Source organism: Pseudomonas sp. MUP55 (assembly GCF_034043515.1).
Taxonomy (GTDB): Bacteria; Pseudomonadota; Gammaproteobacteria; order Pseudomonadales; family Pseudomonadaceae; genus Aquipseudomonas.
Genome location: NZ_CP138214.1, coordinates 5,533,337 through 5,552,236, shown reverse-complemented (window position 1 = coordinate 5,552,236; position 18,900 = coordinate 5,533,337). Strand labels below are relative to the sequence as shown.

At 61.7% G+C, this 18,900-nt stretch carries 22 protein-coding genes; 6 read left to right on the top strand and 16 right to left on the bottom strand.

Annotated features, from left to right (window positions below; translation table 11 throughout):
- Window positions 1-3: 3 nt before the first annotated feature.
- The 8 genes from hemW to SC318_RS25080 form a co-directional block, all read right to left on the bottom strand.
- Window positions 4-1,206, bottom strand: a complete 1,203-nt coding sequence (gene hemW / locus SC318_RS25115; RefSeq protein ID WP_320428865.1) for a radical SAM family heme chaperone HemW — start codon at window positions 1,204-1,206, stop codon at window positions 4-6.
- Window positions 1,203-1,799: an RdgB/HAM1 family non-canonical purine NTP pyrophosphatase gene (gene rdgB / locus SC318_RS25110; protein WP_320428864.1), complete on the bottom strand. Its 597-nt coding sequence runs from the start codon at window positions 1,797-1,799 to the stop codon at window positions 1,203-1,205. The genes hemW and rdgB overlap by 4 nt, the downstream gene beginning before the upstream one ends.
- Window positions 1,796-2,230 carry a DUF4426 domain-containing protein gene (locus SC318_RS25105; protein WP_320428863.1) on the bottom strand — a complete coding sequence of 145 codons (435 nt, stop codon included), beginning with the start codon at window positions 2,228-2,230 and terminating at the stop codon, window positions 1,796-1,798. Before SC318_RS25105 ends, rdgB begins: the two co-directional genes overlap by 4 nt.
- A 21-nt stretch (window positions 2,231-2,251) precedes the next feature.
- Complete coding sequence (gene metW, locus SC318_RS25100) at window positions 2,252-2,872, bottom strand: methionine biosynthesis protein MetW (RefSeq protein ID WP_306490731.1); 621 nt, start codon at window positions 2,870-2,872, stop codon at window positions 2,252-2,254.
- Window positions 2,873-2,879: 7 nt separating this feature from the next.
- Window positions 2,880-4,019, bottom strand: a complete 1,140-nt coding sequence (metX, locus tag SC318_RS25095) for a homoserine O-succinyltransferase MetX (protein WP_320428862.1) — start codon at window positions 4,017-4,019, stop codon at window positions 2,880-2,882.
- 204 nt (window positions 4,020-4,223) lie between these two features.
- The gene (locus tag SC318_RS25090; protein WP_320428861.1) at window positions 4,224-4,811 is read right to left on the bottom strand and encodes a YggT family protein; all 588 of its coding nucleotides are present in this window, start codon (window positions 4,809-4,811) and stop codon (window positions 4,224-4,226) included.
- A 25-nt stretch (window positions 4,812-4,836) separates the two neighbouring features.
- Window positions 4,837-5,655: a pyrroline-5-carboxylate reductase gene (gene proC / locus SC318_RS25085; protein WP_320428860.1), complete on the bottom strand. Its 819-nt coding sequence runs from the start codon at window positions 5,653-5,655 to the stop codon at window positions 4,837-4,839.
- A 33-nt stretch (window positions 5,656-5,688) separates the two neighbouring features.
- Window positions 5,689-6,375 carry a YggS family pyridoxal phosphate-dependent enzyme gene (locus SC318_RS25080; protein WP_124388597.1) on the bottom strand — a complete coding sequence of 229 codons (687 nt, stop codon included), beginning with the start codon at window positions 6,373-6,375 and terminating at the stop codon, window positions 5,689-5,691.
- Window positions 6,376-6,432: 57 nt separating this feature from the next.
- Between SC318_RS25080 and SC318_RS25075 the strand changes: the two genes are divergently transcribed.
- Window positions 6,433-7,467: a type IV pilus twitching motility protein PilT gene (locus tag SC318_RS25075; RefSeq protein ID WP_320428859.1), complete on the top strand. Its 1,035-nt coding sequence runs from the start codon at window positions 6,433-6,435 to the stop codon at window positions 7,465-7,467.
- A gap of 136 nt (window positions 7,468-7,603) precedes the next feature.
- Here the strand turns inward: SC318_RS25075 and SC318_RS25070 are convergent, their stop codons facing one another.
- Window positions 7,604-8,242 (bottom strand): C40 family peptidase, encoded by a 639-nt coding sequence (locus SC318_RS25070; protein WP_306490727.1) that lies wholly within the window; start codon window positions 8,240-8,242, stop codon window positions 7,604-7,606.
- A 249-nt stretch (window positions 8,243-8,491) separates the two neighbouring features.
- Here SC318_RS25070 and SC318_RS25065 point away from each other — a divergent pair, with 249 nt between their 5' ends.
- Window positions 8,492-8,920, top strand: a complete 429-nt coding sequence (locus tag SC318_RS25065; RefSeq protein ID WP_320428858.1) for an NINE protein — start codon at window positions 8,492-8,494, stop codon at window positions 8,918-8,920.
- A gap of 140 nt (window positions 8,921-9,060) precedes the next feature.
- On the opposite strand, the gene SC318_RS25060 is transcribed toward SC318_RS25065, so the two are convergent.
- The 7 genes from SC318_RS25060 to gshB all read right to left on the bottom strand — a co-directional run bounded on the left by SC318_RS25060 (window position 9,061) and on the right by gshB (window position 15,148).
- The gene (locus SC318_RS25060) at window positions 9,061-10,332 is read right to left on the bottom strand and encodes a dihydroorotase (protein ID WP_320428857.1); all 1,272 of its coding nucleotides are present in this window, start codon (window positions 10,330-10,332) and stop codon (window positions 9,061-9,063) included.
- Window positions 10,329-11,333 (bottom strand): aspartate carbamoyltransferase catalytic subunit, encoded by a 1,005-nt coding sequence (locus SC318_RS25055; protein ID WP_320428856.1) that lies wholly within the window; start codon window positions 11,331-11,333, stop codon window positions 10,329-10,331. Before SC318_RS25055 ends, SC318_RS25060 begins: the two co-directional genes overlap by 4 nt.
- A gap of 24 nt (window positions 11,334-11,357) precedes the next feature.
- Entirely contained in the window at window positions 11,358-11,864 is a 507-nt protein-coding gene (gene pyrR / locus SC318_RS25050) for a bifunctional pyr operon transcriptional regulator/uracil phosphoribosyltransferase PyrR (RefSeq protein WP_320428855.1), read from the bottom strand.
- Window positions 11,865-11,996: 132 nt separating this feature from the next.
- Window positions 11,997-12,434 carry a Holliday junction resolvase RuvX gene (gene ruvX / locus SC318_RS25045; RefSeq protein ID WP_003195067.1) on the bottom strand — a complete coding sequence of 146 codons (438 nt, stop codon included), beginning with the start codon at window positions 12,432-12,434 and terminating at the stop codon, window positions 11,997-11,999.
- Window positions 12,434-13,003 carry a YqgE/AlgH family protein gene (locus tag SC318_RS25040; protein ID WP_320428854.1) on the bottom strand — a complete coding sequence of 190 codons (570 nt, stop codon included), beginning with the start codon at window positions 13,001-13,003 and terminating at the stop codon, window positions 12,434-12,436. The genes ruvX and SC318_RS25040 overlap by 1 nt, the downstream gene beginning before the upstream one ends.
- 151 nt (window positions 13,004-13,154) lie before the next feature.
- Window positions 13,155-14,060: an energy transducer TonB gene (locus SC318_RS25035; RefSeq protein WP_306490721.1), complete on the bottom strand. Its 906-nt coding sequence runs from the start codon at window positions 14,058-14,060 to the stop codon at window positions 13,155-13,157.
- 116 nt (window positions 14,061-14,176) lie between these two features.
- Window positions 14,177-15,148, bottom strand: a complete 972-nt coding sequence (gene gshB, locus SC318_RS25030) for a glutathione synthase (protein WP_320428853.1) — start codon at window positions 15,146-15,148, stop codon at window positions 14,177-14,179.
- Between the two features lie 239 nt (window positions 15,149-15,387).
- Between gshB and pilG the strand changes: the two genes are divergently transcribed.
- From pilG to SC318_RS25010, 4 genes are read left to right on the top strand one after another with little or no spacing between them, the layout of a single operon-like run.
- Window positions 15,388-15,795, top strand: a complete 408-nt coding sequence (gene pilG, locus SC318_RS25025) for a twitching motility response regulator PilG (protein ID WP_124388588.1) — start codon at window positions 15,388-15,390, stop codon at window positions 15,793-15,795.
- Between the two features lie 46 nt (window positions 15,796-15,841).
- The gene (gene pilH, locus SC318_RS25020) at window positions 15,842-16,207 is read left to right on the top strand and encodes a twitching motility response regulator PilH (protein ID WP_014720320.1); all 366 of its coding nucleotides are present in this window, start codon (window positions 15,842-15,844) and stop codon (window positions 16,205-16,207) included.
- 12 nt (window positions 16,208-16,219) lie between these two features.
- Window positions 16,220-16,744, top strand: a complete 525-nt coding sequence (locus tag SC318_RS25015; RefSeq protein ID WP_124388587.1) for a chemotaxis protein CheW — start codon at window positions 16,220-16,222, stop codon at window positions 16,742-16,744.
- A complete protein-coding gene (locus SC318_RS25010; protein WP_306490718.1) occupies window positions 16,741-18,792 on the top strand; it encodes a methyl-accepting chemotaxis protein in 2,052 nt (683 codons plus the stop codon). The genes SC318_RS25015 and SC318_RS25010 overlap by 4 nt, the downstream gene beginning before the upstream one ends.
- The last annotated feature ends 108 nt before the right edge of the window (window positions 18,793-18,900 follow it).

Here is an 18,900-nt window from a genome sequence, read left to right as displayed (position 1 = left end):
CGATCAGCTCAAAAACGTCTGCAGCAGGTCATTGAGAAAGAGTTGCCCGCGGTCGGTCGCCGCCAGGCGTGACGGTTCGACCTGCATTAAGCCGCTTTGTTCTGCCTCGCGGCGGCCTTCTTCGAGGCTCGCCAGCTCAAGGCCGGTACGCTCTGTGTAGAGCCTGGCCTCAACGCCTTCAGTGAGGCGCAGGGCGTTCATCAGGAACTCGAACGGCAGCTCTTCATTGGTCAGCTCTTTCGCTCCGGCCTGAAAGCTTTTGGCCGGGTTGAGGTAGTCCTTCGGTGCGCGGGTTTTCCAGGTGCGTACGATGCGCCCGTCCGGATGGCTGAGCTTGCCGTGGGCGCCCGCGCCGATACCGATGAAGTCGCCGAAGCTCCAGTAATTGAGGTTATGCCGCGCCGGGCGACCCGGTTGGGCATAGGCCGAAACTTCATATTGCGCGTAACCGTGCTCGGCGAGCAGCGCCTGGCCGGCTTCCTGGATGTCCCACAGGGTGTCGTCTTCCGGCAGCGCGGGTGGCTGGTTCCAGAACACGGTGTTGGGTTCCAGTGTCAGCTGGTACCAGGACAAGTGCGTCGGCTTGAGTGCGATGGCTTGGCGCAGGTCGGCCAGCGCGTCGTCCAGGGATTGATCGGGCAAGCCGTGCATCAGGTCCAGGTTGAAATTGTCGAACCCGGCCTGACGCGCCATATCCGCGGCGCGTATGGCTTCATCGCCGTTGTGGATGCGGCCCAGGGCTTCGAGCTTTGCCTGCTGGAAGCTCTGGATGCCGATGGACAGGCGATTGATCCCCAGCGCGCGATACGCCACGAACTTCTCTTGCTCAAAGGTACCGGGATTGGCTTCCAGGGTGATTTCGATATCGTCGGCAAACGGGATGCGCGCTTGCACGCCTTTGAGCAGGCGCCCCAGTGCCGCAGCGCTGAACAGGCTCGGGGTGCCGCCGCCAAAGAAGATCGAGCTCAGCTTGCGGCCATAGACGGCATGCAGGTCCAGGTCCAGGTCCGCCAGCAATGCGTCCACATACTCTTCTTCCGGCAACACGTTGCTGGCGGTGTGGGAGTTGAAGTCGCAGTAAGGGCACTTGCGCACGCACCAGGGGATATGGATGTACAGCGCCAGGGGCGGCAGCACAGGCAGCGCCGCCCGAGGGGTTTGCGCGCCACCGTGGATCAGTGGCAGCGCCTGGGTGTCGTGGGTCATTTCAGGCTCAGGCGTTGGCGCAGCAAATCCATTGCACGGGCGCGGTGGCTGATCTGGTTCTTGTCGGCCGGGCTCAGTTCGGCGCTGGAGACGTTGCGCTCCGGCACCCAGAACAGTGGATCGTAGCCAAAGCCGTGCTCACCGCTGGCGGCATGCAGGATGCGCCCGTGCCACAAGCCTTCGCAAAGGATCGGCAGCGGGTCGTCAGCGTGACGCACCAACGCCAGCACGCAGACGAACTGCGCACCGCGCATCGCGTCCGGTACGCCCTTGAGCGCGTCCAGCAGCTTGGCGTTGTTGGCCGCATCGCCCTTGCCGTCGGCGTAGCGCGCCGAATAGATGCCGGGTGCGCCACCGAGGTAGTCCACCGCCAGGCCCGAGTCATCCGCCAAGGCCGGCAGGCCGGAGAGGCGTGCGGCGTTGCGTGCCTTGAGGATGGCATTCTCGACGAATGACAGGCCGGTTTCTTCCGGCTCGACCTGGCTGAACTCACCGATCGAGCGCAGTTGCACGGCGTCACCGAGCATGGCCTGCAGTTCTTTGAGTTTGCCGGCGTTATGGCTGGCCAGTACGAGTTGAGTCAGGTTCATCATTCGGCCGGAAACAGTTCTTGGTTGAATTGGAAACCATGGGCCTTGCCGCCGGTTTCAACGTTGATGGTAAACGTCTTGTATTCGCGCTGGGTCACGGAGTAGGGCGCGAGGTAGCTGACCCCGCCTTTCTCTTCGATTTGCTTGAACGTCAGGATCTTGCTTTTGCCGCCCAGGTCCTTGATGGTACCGGTCACTTGGGCCGTGACGGGGGTCACGCCCTTGATCACGGTCACATTGATCAAACCCTTCTCCTTGCTGCGCACCACGCCGACGTTCTGGGCGGTTTCCGGAGACAGGAAGCTTGAGGTGAAGGTGTTGTAGTGGACGGTGATATCGCCGAAGTCTTTCTTGCGGTTAGCGTCGATAGCGTCGGCGGCCACGGCGCCGGCGCCCAGGCAGGCGGTCAATAGAAAAATAGCCAAACGACTCATGAGCGTCCCTCGTGAAAATAATTAGACGGCAATCTTGTGGTCGATCAGGCCAGGACTGCTGACCCGGTAGATGCCGATTTCGCCCAACAGGTTGGGCCATAGCTTACTCGCCCAGCCGTGGCGGTGCTGTTGATCGACGGCAAGGCGGTTGATCACCTTGGCCTCCCGCTCGCCACACAGGGCTTCGAAGTCTTCGAAGGTGCAGAAGTGGATGTTCGGCGTGTTGTACCAGGTGTACGGCAGGAAGTCCGACACCGGCATGCGGCCCTTGGTGGCCAGGTACCAGCGGCAGCGCCAGTGACCGAAGTTGGGGAAGGTGATGATGCACTGGCGGCCGACGCGCAGCATTTCGTCGAGGATACGGTCCGGGTAGTGCACCGCTTGCAGGGCCTGGGTCATCACCACGATGTCGAAGCTGTTGCTGGCAAAGTTGCCCAGGCCCTTGTCCAGGTCCTGCTCGATCACGTTGATGCCCTTGGCCACGCACTGAGCGATGTTGTCCGGGTCGTTTTCCAGGCCGTAGCCGGTGACTTGCTTGTTGTCGCGCAGCCAGCTCAGCAGCTCGCCATCGCCGCAGCCCAGGTCGAGCACGCGGCTGCCGGCGGGGATCCAGTCTTGGATGATTTCCAGGTCGGCTCTCATGGCGTTCTCACAGTGCTATACGGTTCATGTAGTTACTGAACGCCTGCAGATAACGGGGAATCGGAATCAGGAAGGCATCGTGGCCTTGCGGTGCATCGATCTCCAGGTAGCAGACGTCTTTGCGCGCAGCCATCAGGGCGTCCACCAGCTCACGCGAGCGCGCCGGGGAGAAACGCCAGTCGGTGGTGAACGACATCACGCAGAACTTGGCTGTGGCGTGTTCGAAAGTTTTTGCCAGGTCGTCGTCGTGGTTCGCCGCCGGGTCGAAGTAGTCCAGCGCCTTGGTCATCAGCAGGTAGGTGTTGGCGTCGAAACGCCCCGAGAATTCCTCGCCCTGATAACGCAGGTAGCTTTCGACCTGGAACTCGACGCTGTGGAAGTCGTAGTTGAGCTTCTCGCTCTTGAGGCCACGGCCGAATTTTTCGCCCATGGAGTCATCGGACAGGTAGGTGATGTGCCCGACCATCCGCGCCAGCATCAGGCCACGCTTGGGGATCACGCCGGCTTCCTGGAACGAACCGCCGTGGAACTCGGGGTCGGTGAGGATGGCTTGGCGCGCCACTTCGTTGAAGGCAATGTTTTGCGCAGACAACTTGGGCGCCGAGGCGATGGCCAGGCAGTGGCGCACGCGGTCCGGGTAGGTGATGGTCCATTGCAGGGCCTGCATGCCGCCCAGGCTGCCACCGATCACCGCCGCCCATTGGTCGATGCCCAGCCGGTCGGCGAGGCGCGCCTGGCTGTGCACCCAGTCTTCCACGGTCAACACCGGGAAGTCGGCGCCGAACGGCTTGCCGGTTTCCGGGTTGAGGCTGCTGGGGCCGGTGGAACCGTTGCAGCCGCCGAGGTTGTTCAGGCTGACCACAAAGAATTTATTGGTGTCGATGGGCTTGCCGGGGCCGATGCAGCTGTCCCACCAGCCGGGCTTGCGTTCGTCAACGCTGTGGAAGCCTGCCGCGTGATGGTGGCCGGACAAGGCGTGGCAAATCAGCACGGCGTTGCTCGCGGTGGCGTTCAGTTGGCCGTAGGTTTCGTAGATCAGGTCGTAGGCAGGCAGCGAACGGCCGCAGGCCAGGGCCAGCGGTTCGCTGAAGTGCGCCACTTGGGGCACGACCAGTCCAACGGAATCGGGGGGGAAGGCAGTTGGCATCGACCCTGCTCTCGTTTAAATGAGGCGTAAGTCTAAAGAGCGGGGGACCGAGCGGCAAGCAATGGTCTGTGCACATTCAATTCAATACACAGATGTAAAATGTGGGAGGGGGCTTGCCCCCGATTGCGGTGGGTCAGTTATAAATAAGCTGACTGATCCACTGCTATCGGGAGCAAGCCCCCTCCCACATTTTCCAGCGTATTGTCAGATCAGGCCGAACAGCTCCTTGGGCATGAACGCATAGAACGCCAGGCGCGGGATCACCCAGCTCTGGATCAGTTGGATCGCGATAAACGCGAAGATTGGCGAAATATCCAGGCCGCCCAGGTTGGGGATCAGGCGACGGAACGGCGCCAGCACCGGTTCAGTGATCTGGTAGACCAACTCGGCGCCCGGGCTGCGGCTGCCGGGGGCGACCCACGACAGGATCACGCTGATGATCATCGACCAGAAAATGATCTTCAAGAACAGCGAGAAAATGCCAATCAGCGCCCATGGCAACAACAGCACCGTGAAGGCCTGGTAGCCGTTGAGCATCAGGATCACCACAAACAGCAGCATTTGCAGCAGCAGTGCCAGCACCAACGACGACATGTCCAGCCCGAACAGGCTCGGGATCACCCGCCGCAGCGGCTTGAGCAGCGGTTGGGTGGCCTTGACCACGAACTGGCACAGTGGGTTGTAGAAGTTCGCCCGCACCAGTTGCAGGATAAAGCGCATCAGCACGATCAGCAGGTACAGGCTGCCCAGGGTCTGGATGATGAAAACGGCAGCGTCATTGATTCCGAGCATGTTTGATTACCTTGGTAAGGGACGACTATTTACCCAGCTGTTCGGCCATCTCGGCCGAACGATGTGCCGCAGCACCCAGTGCTTTTTCCACCAGGGCTTCGAAGCCGCCGGCCTGGAACGATTCGATGGCCGCTTGGGTGGTACCGCCCGGAGACGTCACGCGACGGCGCAGCTCGGCCGCATCCACATCGCTGGACACCGCCATCTTCGCGGCACCCAGGGCGGTTTGTTCGGCCAGTTGTTCGGCAACGTCGGCAGGCAGGCCCAGCTTCACGCCGGCGGCGGTCATGGCTTCGATCAACAGGAAAAAGTACGCCGGGCCGCTGCCGGACACGGCGGTGACCGCGTCCAGTTGCTGCTCTTGCTCCAGCCACAGGGCGATGCCCACGGCGGATAACAATTGCTGAGCCTGCTCACGCTGTGCGGCGCTGACTTTGGCGGTGGCGTACAAACCGCTCACGCCCTGGCGCAGCAAGGACGGGGTATTGGGCATGCAGCGCACGATCGGCTGGGCGCCGAGCCAGTTGTTCATGCTGGCGCAGGTGATGCCGGCGGCGATGGACACCACCAGTTGATGGGCCTGCAGGCTCGGGCGCAGGCTCTCGCACACCGCCTTCATGGCCTGGGGCTTGACCGCAAGTACGATCACGTCGACGCCCTGGATGGCCTCGGCGTTGTCGGCAAAAGTCTCGATGCCGTGTTCGGCGCTGACGCGGGCGCGGGTTTCGGCGCCAGGGTCGCTGGCGCGAATCTGCGTGGCTTCCAGGCCCTTGGCCCGCAGGCCGCCGATCAGGCTGGCCGCCATGTTACCGGCGCCGATAAAGGCAATACGCGTGTCTTTCATGACAGGTCCTTAGCTAAATGAACGTCAGCCATTTCACGGCTGGCTGTAGTCGCGGGCGCCAAACAGTGCGGTACCGATCCGCACCCAGGTGGCGCCTTGAGCGATGGCCGACTCAAGATCGTGGCTCATGCCCATGGAAAGTGTGTCCAGTGGCAGGTTCAGGCTGGCTTGCAACTCGCGCACTGTGGCGAACGCCGCATCCTGCGCCGCGCGATCTTCAGTGGGCTCGGGAATCGCCATCAAACCGCGCAGCTTCAGGCGCGGCAGGGCGCTGATGGCGTTGGCCAGGGCCGGCAGGTCGGCGGGCGTACAGCCGGACTTGCTGGCTTCGCCACTGACGTTGACCTGGATGCAGATATTCAGCGCCGGCAGGTCGGCAGGGCGTTGTTCGGACAGGCGTTGTGCGATTTTCAGGCGGTCCACGGAATGCACCCAAGCGAAGTTCTCGGCAATGGCGCGAGTCTTGTTCGATTGAATGGGGCCGATGAAGTGCCAACTCAAGGGCAGGTCGGTTAATTCGGCCTGTTTGCCCAGGGCTTCCTGCAGGTAGTTTTCGCCAAAGTCATGCAAGCCGGCGGCAAAGGCTTCGCGCACGGCTTGCGCCGGTTTGGTCTTGCTCACGGCCAGCAGGTGGATGCCGCTTGCGTCACGCTGCACGGCGTCGGCGGCGGCGCGGATGCGCTGGCTAACCAGGCCGATGTTGTCTGCTATCGTCGACATTCAAGTTGCGCCCGTGGATATGGAGTCCGCGGCATTCTACTGGAAATGGAAAGCCCTATGGATATCACTGAATTACTGACCGCCAGCGTGCGCCGCGGCGCCTCCGACCTGCATCTGTCGGCCGGCCTGGCACCGATGCTGCGCATCGACGGCGAGGTCTGGCCGCTGGAAAGCCCGGTACTGGCAGGGTCCCAGGTAGCGGATTTATTGAGCCCTTTGCTCAACCAATACCAACAAAAGGATTTCGAAACATCTCTTGAAACGGATTTCGCCTTCGAGCTGCCCGGCGTCGCGCGCTTTCGCGTCAATGTGTTCCAGCAGGAGCGTGGTGTAGGCGCGGTGTTTCGCACGATTCCCAAGGACGTTCAGAGCCTGGAAAGCCTCGGCCTGGGCGAGGTGTTCCAGCGTATCGCGCAGTTGCCGCGTGGCCTGGTGCTGGTGACGGGCCCCACCGGCTCTGGCAAGTCCACCACGTTGGCGGCGATGATCGATTATCTGAATCGCCATCGTCGTCAGCACATCCTCACGCTGGAAGACCCCATCGAATTTATCCACAGGCCGAAGCTGGCGTTGATCAACCAGCGCCAGGTGCATCGCGATACCCACAGCTTCTCGGTGGCCCTGCGCTCGGCATTACGCGAAGACCCGGATGTGATTCTGGTGGGTGAACTGCGTGACCTGGAAACCATTCGCCTGGCGCTGACGGCCGCTGAGACCGGGCACCTGGTATTTGGCACCTTGCATACCACCTCGGCGGCAAAGACGGTAGACAGGCTGGTGGACGTGTTCCCGGCGGTGGAAAAGGCCATGGTCCGCTCGATGCTGGCGGAGTCCCTGCAGGCGGTGGTCTCTCAGGTGTTGGTGAAGAAGACCGGCGGCGGACGCGTAGCGGCTCACGAAATCATGCTGGCGACGCCGGCCATTCGCAATCTGATCCGCGAAGACAAGGTGGCGCAGATGGTCTCGGCCATCCAGACCGGCGGGGCGTTGGGCATGAAGACGCTGGATATGAGCTTGAAGGCGTTGGTGAGTGAGAGGCTTATCAGCGCAGAGGAGGCGCGGGGGAAGGCGAGGGTGCCGGCAGACATATGAGATTCAGCAAACAATGAAACCAAATGTGGGAGGGGGCTTGCCCCCGATAGCGGTAAATCAGCCAACAAATCTGTTGACTGACACTCTGCCATCGGGGGCAAGCCCCCTCCCACATTGACTGCATTTCAGCTTGGAATCAGCGCTGCACGATCCGCAGGTTGTTGTTCTGCTCTTTTGGCAGCACCCGCTTGGCGATCACATAGTTCTTGTCCCAGAACGGCTTTTTCAGCGTGTCGATGCTCACCGACTTGCCGCGACGCGGCGCGTGGATAAAGCGGTCGTTGCCCAGGTAAATGGCAACGTGGTTGACCTGGCGGCTCTTGAGCTTGAAGAACAGCAAGTCGCCTGGCTTCAAGTCTTTGCGATCAACTTTCAAGCCGTGGCCGGCCGCCATGGCGTTGGACGTGCGTGGCAAATCCACTGCCTTGACGTCGTTGAAGGCATATTTCACCAAACCGCTGCAGTCGAACCCTTTACTTGGGCTGCTGCCGCCCCAACGATAAGGAGTACCGAGCACGTTGACGGCGCGGCTGAGGACGTTGCTGCTTTGCTTGGTATTGACGGCCAGCTGGGTGGAAAGCGTTTTGCCGTGGGCCTTGCTCAGTTGAGTCGGGCGGCTGACGGTCGGCTTTACCGATTTTGCGGTGCTGGGCGTGCTATGAACTTTAGGGGTGAAACCGTTAACGTTTGGAAGACGTTGCTCACGATTGGTGGCGTGGGCGGCCAGTGGCATTAATAGGCAAATGGTTAGCCATGTCTTGAAAAATGGTCGCATTAGGCGTGGCTCTTATGGGTTTGCGCGCAACTTTATAACAGGTTTTTGTGACGTTCCCAGGCCGTTTGTCGACTGAACCTGGGGGTCAAATTCAGGAAAAACGCGACGATTCGCCGCAATTGTCCTACACAAGCCAGGCGGTATAAGGCTTTGAGGCGGGGAAGATAACATTTACCGTGCGTCGGGCGCCCGTAAAAAAGTCACAAAAAAAATGAACAAATTTATCTATCGAGTGAAAAGAGGTACTTCATGAACACCTATCAACAGGTTGGTTCGCATCAAGATACCCACAGCAAGGTGATCGGTTACCTGCTGTGGATTTTCGGTTTTACCGGAGCCCATCGCTTTTATTACGGCAAACCGGTGACCGGAACGATCTGGTTTTTCACCTTTGGCCTGCTGGGTATTGGCTGGCTGATTGACCTGTTCCTGATCCCGGCCATGGACCGTGAAGCCGACCTGCGTTTTACCGCCGGGCCCATCGAATACAACGTGGCCTGGATCCTGTTGGCATTTCTGGGCGTGTTCGGTGTGCACCGGATGTACCAGGGCAAATGGATCACCGGCCTGATCTACCTGCTGACCGGTGGCTTGTTCCTGATTGGGGTGCTGTATGACTTCTGGACGCTGAACAGCCAGATTTCGATACGCAATGCCGAGCGTAATGCTGGACGCTGATCTTTAAGTCTGGTGAAGATCAAAATGTGGGAGGGGGCTTGCCCCCGATAGCAGTGGGTCAGCTACAGATGAGCTGACTGTCCCACCGCAATCGGGGGCAAGCCCCCTCCCACATTTTTTGTGTTCGCTTCAGATCGGCTTCACGCCTGGTAGCTGATGCGCCCATCCATCAGCGTGTAGCGCACCGTAGCCGGCAGGCTGTGGCCGATGAACGGGCAGTTCTCGCCCTTGGACAGCCAGTGCTCGCCAGCCACCGTGGAACTGGCCGGGTCAAACAGCACCAGGTCCGCCGCCGAACCTACCGCCAGCTTACCCGCCGGCAGGCGCAGTGCCTCGGCCGGGCCGGTGCTCAGGCGTGCCAACAGCGTCGGCAGGTCCAGCAAGCCATCTTCCACCAATGTCATCGCCAGCGGCAGCAGCAGTTCGACGCTGCTGATGCCTGGCTCGGTGGCACCGAACGGCGCCAGCTTGGCATCGCGCTCGTGGGGCTGGTGGTGGCTGGAAATCGCCGAGACCACGCCCGATTTCACCGCTGCACGCAGACCTTCGCGATCAGCCAGGGTGCGCAGTGGTGGTTGCACGTGGTACAGGCTGGAGAAGTCGATCAGCGCCTCATCGGTCAGGATCAACTGATACAGCGCCACGTCTGCCGTCACCGGCAAACCGCGGGCCTGGGCCTGGGCGATCAGGGCGACGCCGCGGGCGCTGGTCAGCTGGCTGAAGTGCGCGCGTACGCCGCTTTGTTCCACCAGCAACAGGTCACGGGCCAGGGCCACGGTTTCCGCGGTTTCCGGGATGCCCGGCAAGCCGAGGAAGCTGGCCACTGCGCCTTCATGGGCCAAGCCACCTTCAGCCAGGTCGCGGTCCTGAGAATGAAAGATCACCGTCAGGTCGAAGGTGGCCGCGTATTCCAGGGCGCGGCACAAGGTACGGGTGCTGCGAAAGCTTTCCAGGCCGTTGCTGAACGCTACGCAACCGGCATCGCGCAAGGCGATCAGTTCGGCCAGTTGCTCGCCGTCCAGGCCTTTGCTCAGCGCGCCGACAGGGAACACTTTGCAATTACCCGCTTCACGGGCGCGGTCCAGGATCAATTCGGTGACCGCCGAGGTGTCCAGGATCGGCTTGGTGTTCGGCGGGCAGCACAGGCTGGTCACGCCACCGGCGGCGGCGGCGCGGGTTTCGCTGGTGATGTTGCCCTTGCGGCTGTAGCCCGGCTCGCGCAAGGCGACGTTGAGGTCCACCAGCCCAGGCGCGGCGATCAGGCCTTTGGCGTCGATACTCTCAACGGCGTTGAAGCCTGCGGGCGCGGCACCAATGGCGATGATCTTGCCGGCGTCCACGTGAAGGTCGGTAACGTGATCCAGGCCGCTGGCCGGATCGATGACTCGGGCGCCGAGAATGCTGAGCTTCACTGGGCGTTCTCCTGCTCGAATTGACGTTGCGCGGTTTGCCCGCTCATGGCCATGGACAGCACGGCCATGCGGATGGCGATGCCGTAGGTCACCTGGTTGAGAATCACCGACTGCGGACCGTCGGCCACCGCCGACTCGATTTCCACCCCGCGGTTGATCGGGCCGGGGTGCATCACGATGGCATCCGGCTTGGCGCCGGCCAGGCGTGCGGTGGTCAGGCCGAACAGGCGATAGAACTCGCCCTCGCTCGGCAGCAGGCCACCGGCCATGCGCTCGCGTTGCAGGCGCAGCATGATCACCACGTCGACACCCTTGAGGCCTTCGGCCATGTCGGTGAAGACTTTCACGCCGTACTGCTCGATACCGATGGGCAGCAGGGTTTTCGGTGCGATCACGCGAATGTCCGGGCAGCCGAGGGTCTTGAGGGCCAGCATGTTCGAGCGCGCGACCCGCGAGTGCAGGATGTCGCCGACGATGGCCACCGAGAGGTTTTCAAAGCTGCCCTTGTGCCGACGGATGGTGAGCATGTCGAGCATGCCCTGGGTCGGGTGGGCGTGGCGGCCATCGCCGCCGTTGATGATCGCCACGTTCGGGCAAACATGTTCGGCAATGAAATGCGCGGCGCCGGAGTCGCCGTGGCGTACCACGAACATGTCGGCGGCCATGGCCTCCAGGTTGCGCAGGGTGTCGAGCAGGGTCTCGCCTTTGCTGGCCGAGGAGGTGGACACGTTCAGCGTGATCACGTCGGCCGACAGCCGCTGGGCCGCCAGTTCAAAGGTGGTGCGGGTGCGCGTGGAGTTCTCGAAGAACACGTTGCAGATGGTCTTGCCGCGCAGCAGCGGGACTTTCTTCACCGCCCGGCCACCGACTTCGAGGAACGAGTCGGCGGTGTCGAGAATTTCGGTGAGCAGTTCGCGGGGCAAACCATCGAGGGACAGAAAGTGTTGCAACTGGCCCTGAGCATTGAGCTGCAGCGGGCGCTTGGCATCTAGAGGCGTCATCGCGGGGACTCTTTACAAGGCGGTTTAAAGGGCAAGGTCTTGCAGTTCGAGTTCGAGCGGCGTGGGACCGGACAATTTTACCCGCTGGTGGGCTTCCAAAGACAGTGTTGCACCGACCACATCCGGGCTGATCGGCAATTCGCCAGCATCCAGGTCGAGCAGGCACACCAGGGTAATACTGGCCGGGCGACCGTAGTCGAACAGCTCATTCATGGCCGCGCGGATGGTGCGCCCGCTCATCAGTACGTCGTCGATCAGCACCAGGTGCTGGCCCTCGATCTCGAACGGCAGCTCCGAGGGACGCACTTGCGGATGCAGGCCGTTCTGGCTGAAATCGTCACGGTAGAAGGACACATCCAGCGTGCCCAGGGGCGTATCGCTTCCCAGCTCTTGCAGCAGTGCCTGGGCTACCCACACACCGCCGGTGCGGATGCCGATAAAGCGCGGTGCGCGGATGCCACGGTGTTCCAGGTGCGCCTTGAGGCGTGTCGCCATCTGGCTGATCAGTTCGGCGGGATTGGGCAAGCTCATGGTGGCTCCTTATTAAGTGTGTAGGAGCGAGCTTGCTCGCGAAAAACTCATGGGCACCGCGTTCATCCAGCCTTCACGCGGTATCGTTAACGTTCTTCGCGGGCAAGCCCGCTCCCACAGGATCGCGGCGGGTCAGGATTCAAATAAAGCGGTGTTTTCATCCAGCCAGCCCTGCAACAACAGGGCGGCGGCGATGGCGTCCACCGGGTTGTCGCGGTAGCTGCCTTTCTGTCCGCCACGGTCACGGCGCTCACCCTTGGCTTCAAAGGTGGTCAGGCGCTCATCGTGGGTATAGAAGGGCAGGTTGTAGCGGCCATTGAGGCGACGCGCGAACTTTTCGGCGCGCAGGCACATATCGCTGGGCGTGCCATCCATGTTCAGGGGCAGGCCGACCACGACTGCGTCGGGCTTCCACTCCTTGATCAGTGCTTCGACCTGGTTCCAGTCCGGCACGCCGTTCTGGGCCTTCAATGTGCACAGCTCGCGGGCCTGGCCGGTAATCACCTGGCCTACCGCCACGCCGATCTGCTTGGTGCCGTAGTCAAACCCCAGGATCAGACGCAAGGCCATCAGGCGTGCCCCGCCTGGCTGGTCAACAGGCTGAGGTTGACCCGCAGCTTGGCGGCGGCGGCCTCCAGGCGCAGTTCACTGGCGGTGTTGAACAGGATGTCGGCGTCGAACGGGCATGTCAGCCAGGCATTGCTGGTCAGTTCGGCCTCCAGTTGCCCTGCTTCCCAACCGGCATAGCCCAGGGTGATCACACTTTGCTCGGGGCCGACGCCGTCGGCAATCGCGAACAACACGTCCTGGGACGTGGACAGTGAGACACCTTCAAGGTCGACCGTGGCCTGGAATTTCGGCCCGCTGGGGTGCAACACGAAACCGCGCTCGGTCTGCACCGGCCCGCCAATGTAGATCGGCACGCCCTGGCAGCTGGCGGGAGGATCGATTTCCGGGCGCAGTTGCTCAAGGATATCGGCCAGGCTCAGCTCCTGCGGGCGGTTCACCACCAGCCCCATGGCACCATTGGCGGTGTGCTCGACGATATAGGTCAAGGTCTGCGCAAAGTTCGGGTCGGCCATATGGGGCATGGCGATCAGGAAATGGTGCTTGAGGTAGGTCGGGCTGACATTTTTCATGCCCACTAGTGTGGCGTTGGAGGGGCGAACTGACAAGTGTAGGAGCGAGCTTGCTCGCGAAGATCGTCAACGATTATGCGCTCGTTCTGAATGGAGGCGTCGGTCTTGAATTTTTCGCGAGCAAGCTCGCTCCTACAGGAGGCGAGGCGATTCAGTTACTGGAAAGCCGATCGCCCCTGGCAAATTTCCAGGTGCGGATGATTTCCAGGCGGTCCACGTCGTTCAAATCGCCGGTAAACGGCGCGAAGGGCGCGGCCAGGCGCACGATGCGCTGGGCGGCCTGGTCCAGCAATGGCTGGCCGGACGACTCCAATACCTGCACTTCATAGAGCGAACCGTCGCGGTTGATCGACACCAGCAAACGCAAATTGCCGTAGATCTGCTGGCGACGTGCCTCCTCCGGATAGTTGAGGTTGCCGATGCGCTCGACTTTCTTGCGCCACTCATCCTTATACCAAGCGCCTTTGTCGCGCATGGTGGAGGCGGCGTTCAAGCGGTAGATGCGCGGGCGTTTGGCGTAGAGCTGTTGTTCGTGGGCCAGTTCGGCTTCCAGGCTGGAAATTTCGTCGGAGAGCGTCGAGCTGTCGAACGTTGGCGCCGGCTTGACGGGCTCGGGTGTGGGTTCGGTCTTGGTCTTTTCGCGCTGGGTCGGGGCTTTTTGCGGTTTGGGCGCAACCGTGGTCACGGCAGCCTTGGGCGTGGCCTGTTTGACTTGCGGCTTGGGTGCCGGCGGCGGGGTGACTTTGTTGACCTTGTTGTCCTGGAACGGCGCCACTTCGGTGGTCTTGGGCACGGCCTTCTTGTCGAGGGTGCCGCTGCCTTGCTGGTTTTCCTGGGCAAGAAAGTCGGCCTTCTCGGGCTTTTTATCGCTCTTGAAGGTGGCCAGGGTGATTTCCAGGGTTTTGGTGATCTGCTTGGGTTCGACCATCGTAAAACCCAGGCCGAGGATCAGTGCCAGGTGAATCAGTGCCGCCAGAAACAGGGTAAATCCGAGCCGATCAGCCGGGCGCACGCCGCTATGGGAGAGTTCTGGGGGCAGTTCGGACGGCAGAGGCATAAAAACCAACATCACGTGTATCGGGGTTCGGCATGATAGCGCAATGTTGGTTTTTAGCTTCAAGCTACAAGTTACAAGCTGCAAGCTGCAAGCTGCAGGCTTAAACGCGGTTTGCCTTAAGCTTGCGGCTTGTAGCTTGCAACTTGCAGCTTTTCGGCAATCACAGCCATCAACATTTCCCCGATATTGGTGCCGAAAGCGTTATCAATTTCGCGAATACAGGTCGGGCTGGTGACGTTGATTTCGGTGAGGTTCTCGCCAATTACATCAAGTCCTACGAACAGCAGGCCTTTTTCGCGAAGGGTTGGGCCGACTTGAGCGGCGATCCAGCGGTCCTTGTCCGACAGCGGCCGCGCCTCGCCACGACCACCGGCCGCCAGGTTGCCACGGGTCTCGCCGGCCGCCGGAATACGCGCCAGGCAATAATCCACCGGCTCGCCGTCGATCATCAGGATGCGTTTGTCGCCGTCCTTGATTGCCGGCAGGTAAGCCTGGCCCATGATCTGCTGGGTGCCCAGGGCGGTCAGGGTTTCCAGGATCACCGACAGGTTGGGGTCGCCGGTGCGATGACGGAAGATCGAGGTGCCGCCCATGCCGTCCAGCGGCTTGAGGATTACATCACCGTGTTTGGCGGCAAATTCACGCAGCACGTCGGCACGGCGGCTGACCACGGTCGGCGGCGTGCACTGCGGGAACAGGGTGGCGAACAGCTTTTCGTTGCAGTCGCGCAGGCTTTGCGGCTTGTTGACGATCAACACGCCGGCGCGTTCGGCCTGCTCCAGCAGGTAGGTGGAATACACGAATTCCATGTCGAACGGCGGGTCCTTGCGCATCAGGATCACGTCCAGATCGCTCAGGGGGCTGTCGATTTCATCCTGCAGTTCGAACCACTTTTCAGGGTTGGCGAATACCTGCAGCGGGCGCATCCGCGCGCGGGCCTCGCCGTCGCCCTGGTAAAGGTCGCGCTGCTCCATGTAGAACAGGGTCCAGCCGCGGGCCTGGGCGGCCAGGAGCATGGCCAGCGAGCTGTCCTTTTTATAGGAAATGCTGGCGATAGGGTCCATGACAATGCCGACGCGAACGCTCATGGGGGATTTCCTCTAGCAAATTGGGGCGCATAAAAGTGGCGTCAGAGTGGCGCTGCGGCTGTTGTGGGTCAAGGAAAAACCACCAGGCGGGCGCCTCGATAGATTGCGCCCGGAGACTGTGCTAAAAAGACTGCCACGGCGCAGCAGCCCTTGAATTCCAAGGCTTGCAGCGCTCATCCTGTGAGACATCAGGCATTACACACCGAAAACCGATTCGCTGTGGCGATGGTAGAGCAACTATGGAACAGCATTCCAACGCCTTGAGAGTGATGGTGATCGACGACTCGAAAACGATCCGCCGCACCGCCGAGACGCTGTTGAAGAACATGGGGTGCGAGGTCATCACGGCCATCGACGGTTTCGATGCCCTGGCCCGAATCGTGGACCATCACCCGCACATTATCTTTGTCGACATCATGATGCCGCGCCTGGATGGCTACCAGACCTGCGCCCTGGTGAAGAACAACCCGGCGTTCAAGTCGATCCCGGTGATCATGCTGTCCTCCAAGGATGGCCTGTTCGACAAGGCCAAGGGGCGTATCGTGGGTGTCGATCAGTTTTTGACCAAGCCTTTCAGCAAGGAAGAACTGCTGAGCGCGATCAAGGCCTATGTGCCTGCCTTCGCCGCAGTAGAACAAGCACACTGACGCCGCCCCCCGAGGGCCGGCGCCGACCAATGTAGCGGGGAAAACCATGGCACGTGTTCTGATCGTCGACGATTCGCCGACCGAAATGTACAAACTGACCGGCATGCTGGAAAAGCACGGCCACCAGGTGTTGAAAGCCGAGAATGGCGCGGACGGCGTGGCCCTGGCCCGCCAGGAAAAACCCGACGCCGTGCTGATGGACATCGTGATGCCGGGCCTCAACGGCTTTCAGGCCACGCGCCAGTTGTCCAAGGAGCCGGAAACCAACGGCATCCCGATCATCATCATCACCACCAAGGACCAGGAAACCGACAAGATCTGGGGTGCACGCCAGGGTGCCAAGGACTACCTGACCAAGCCGGTCGATGAAGAAACCCTGATCGCCACGCTGAACAAGGTGTTGGCCGGCTGACGGCACGCCATCATGACCGAGTCGCAAACCGCCTTTGAGCTGCTGCTGGACATCGACCGCCGCTGCCGCCTGCTGGCTGCCGACCTGCCGTCCCAGGAAACCCGCCTGCAACGCTGGAGCGGGATTGGCTTTCGCCTGGGGCAGCACTGGTATGTGGCGCCCATGGGCGAAGTCGCCGAAGTGTTGCATGAGCCGCGCTGCACCCTGATGCCGGGAGTCAAACCCTGGGTCAAAGGCGTGGCCAACCTGCGCGGGCGCTTGCTGCCGGTGTTGGACCTGGGCGGGTTTCTCGGCCAGGAATTGTCCAAGGCGCGCAAGCAACGGCGAGTGCTGGTGGTGGAATTCAACGACCTGTTTGTCGGGTTGCTGGTGGACGAGGTGGTGGGCATGCAGCATTTTGCACTGGACGCTTGGGTGGCGAGCACCGCCAGCGGCGCGCCGTTTATTCAGGGCCAGTTCGATGGCGACCCGCAGTGGCAGGTCTTCAGTCCCTTCGCCCTGGCCCAGGCCCCAGGCTTCATGGATGTTGCCGCATGACCACCGTGACCACGCCCAAGCCCCAGGCCGCCTCGCGCAGCCGTTCCCAGATCATCGTGCTGTTTATTGCACTGATCGTGTTCATCATGCTGCTGTTCGCCAACTTCGCCTACCTCAACACCCAGTCCACCTACGACAAACAGTACATCGGCCACGCCGGCGAGCTGCGGGTGCTGTCCCAGCGCATCGCCAAGAACGCCACCGAAGCCGCCGCCGGCAAGGCCGCCGCGTTCAAACTGTTGGGCGAGGCGCGCAATGACTTTGCGCAGCGCTGGGGCTACCTGAAAAAAGGCGACCCGCAAACCGGCCTGCCGGCGGCGCCCACTGCCGTGCGCGCTGAAATGCGTGCGGTGCAGACCGACTGGGAAGCCCTGCTGAAAAACACCGACGCCATTCTGGCCAGCGAACAGACCGTGCTGTCGTTGCACCAAGTGGCCGCCACCCTGGCCGAAACCGTGCCGCAGTTGCAGATAGAGTCGGAAAAAGTCGTCGACATTCTGCTTCAGCGCGGCGCCCCGGCGAGCCAGGTGGCACTGGCCCAGCGCCAGTCATTGCTGGCCGAGCGCATCCTCGGCGCGGTCAACACCGTGCTTGCCGGCGATGAAACCGCCGTGCAGGCCGCCGATGCCTTTGGTCGCGACGCCAATCGCTTTGGCGTGGTGCTCAATGGCATGCTCAATGGCAACCCGGGCCTGCGCATCACCCAGGTTGAAGACCCCGACGCCCGTGCGCGGTTGGGCGAAATCGCCGAACTGTTCGAATTCGTCTCGGGTTCCGTGGATGAAATTCTCGAAACCTCGCCCCAGCTGTTCCAGGTACGCGCTTCGGCGAGCCGTATTTTCAACCTGTCGCAAACCCTGCTCGATGAAGCCTCGCACCTGGCCACCGGTTTCGAAAACCTGGCCGGCGGGCGCAGCCTGGATACCCTCGGCGGCTATGTGCTGGGGTTGCTGGCGCTGGCCTCGATCATCCTGATCGGCCTGGTGATGGTGCGTGAGACCAACCGCCAACTGCACGAAACCGCTGAAAAGAATGAGCGCAATCAGAACGCGATCATGCGTCTGCTGGACGAAATCGAAGACCTGGCCGACGGCGACCTGACTGTTACGGCCTCGGTCACCGAAGACTTCACCGGCACCATCGCCGACTCGATCAACTATTCGGTGGACCAACTGCGCGACCTGGTGGCCACCATCAACCTCACCGCCGGCCAAGTCGCCGGCGCGGTGCAGGACACCCAGGCCACCGCCATGCACCTGGCCCAGGCCTCGGAGCATCAGGCCCAGCAGATCGCCGAAGCCTCCACCGCAATCAACCAGATGGCCCAGTCCATCGACCAGGTCTCGGCCAATGCCGCCGAGTCCTCGGCGGTGGCTGAACGCTCGGTGGAGATTGCCAACAAGGGCAACGAGGTGGTGCACAACACCATCCATGGCATGGACAACATTCGCGAACAGATCCAGGACACTGCCAAGCGCATCAAGCGCCTGGGTGAGTCGTCCCAGGAGATTGGCGACATCGTCAGCCTGATCGACGACATCGCCGACCAGACCAACATCCTCGCTTTGAACGCCGCGATTCAGGCGAGCATGGCCGGGGATGCCGGGCGTGGGTTCGCGGTGGTGGCCGATGAAGTGCAACGGCTGGCCGAACGCTCGTCGGCCGCCACGCGGCAGATCGAAACCCTGGTGCGCGCGATCCAGGCCGACACCAACGAAGCCGTGATTTCCATGGAGCAGACCACCACCGAAGTGGTGCGCGGCGCGCGACTGGCCCAGGACGCCGGGGTGGCGCTGGAAGAGATCGAGGGCGTATCCAAAACCCTCGCGGCGCTGATCCAGAGCATCTCCAACGCGGCGCAGCAGCAAACCTCGTCGGCGGGGCAGATTTCGCTGACCATGAATGTGATTCAGCAGATCACTACGCAGACCTCGTCCGGTTCCACGGCGACCGCCGAGAGCATTGGTAACCTGGCGAAAATGGCGAGCCAGTTGCGCAGGTCGGTGTCGGGTTTTACCTTGCCAGCCGCCAAGCAGACAGATGACTGAAATGCGGTCCAAATGTGGGAGGGGGCTTGCTCCCGATGGCGGTGGTTCAGCCGATGGATCAAGTGACTGGTACACCGCCATCGGGAGCAAGCCCCCTCCCACACTTAA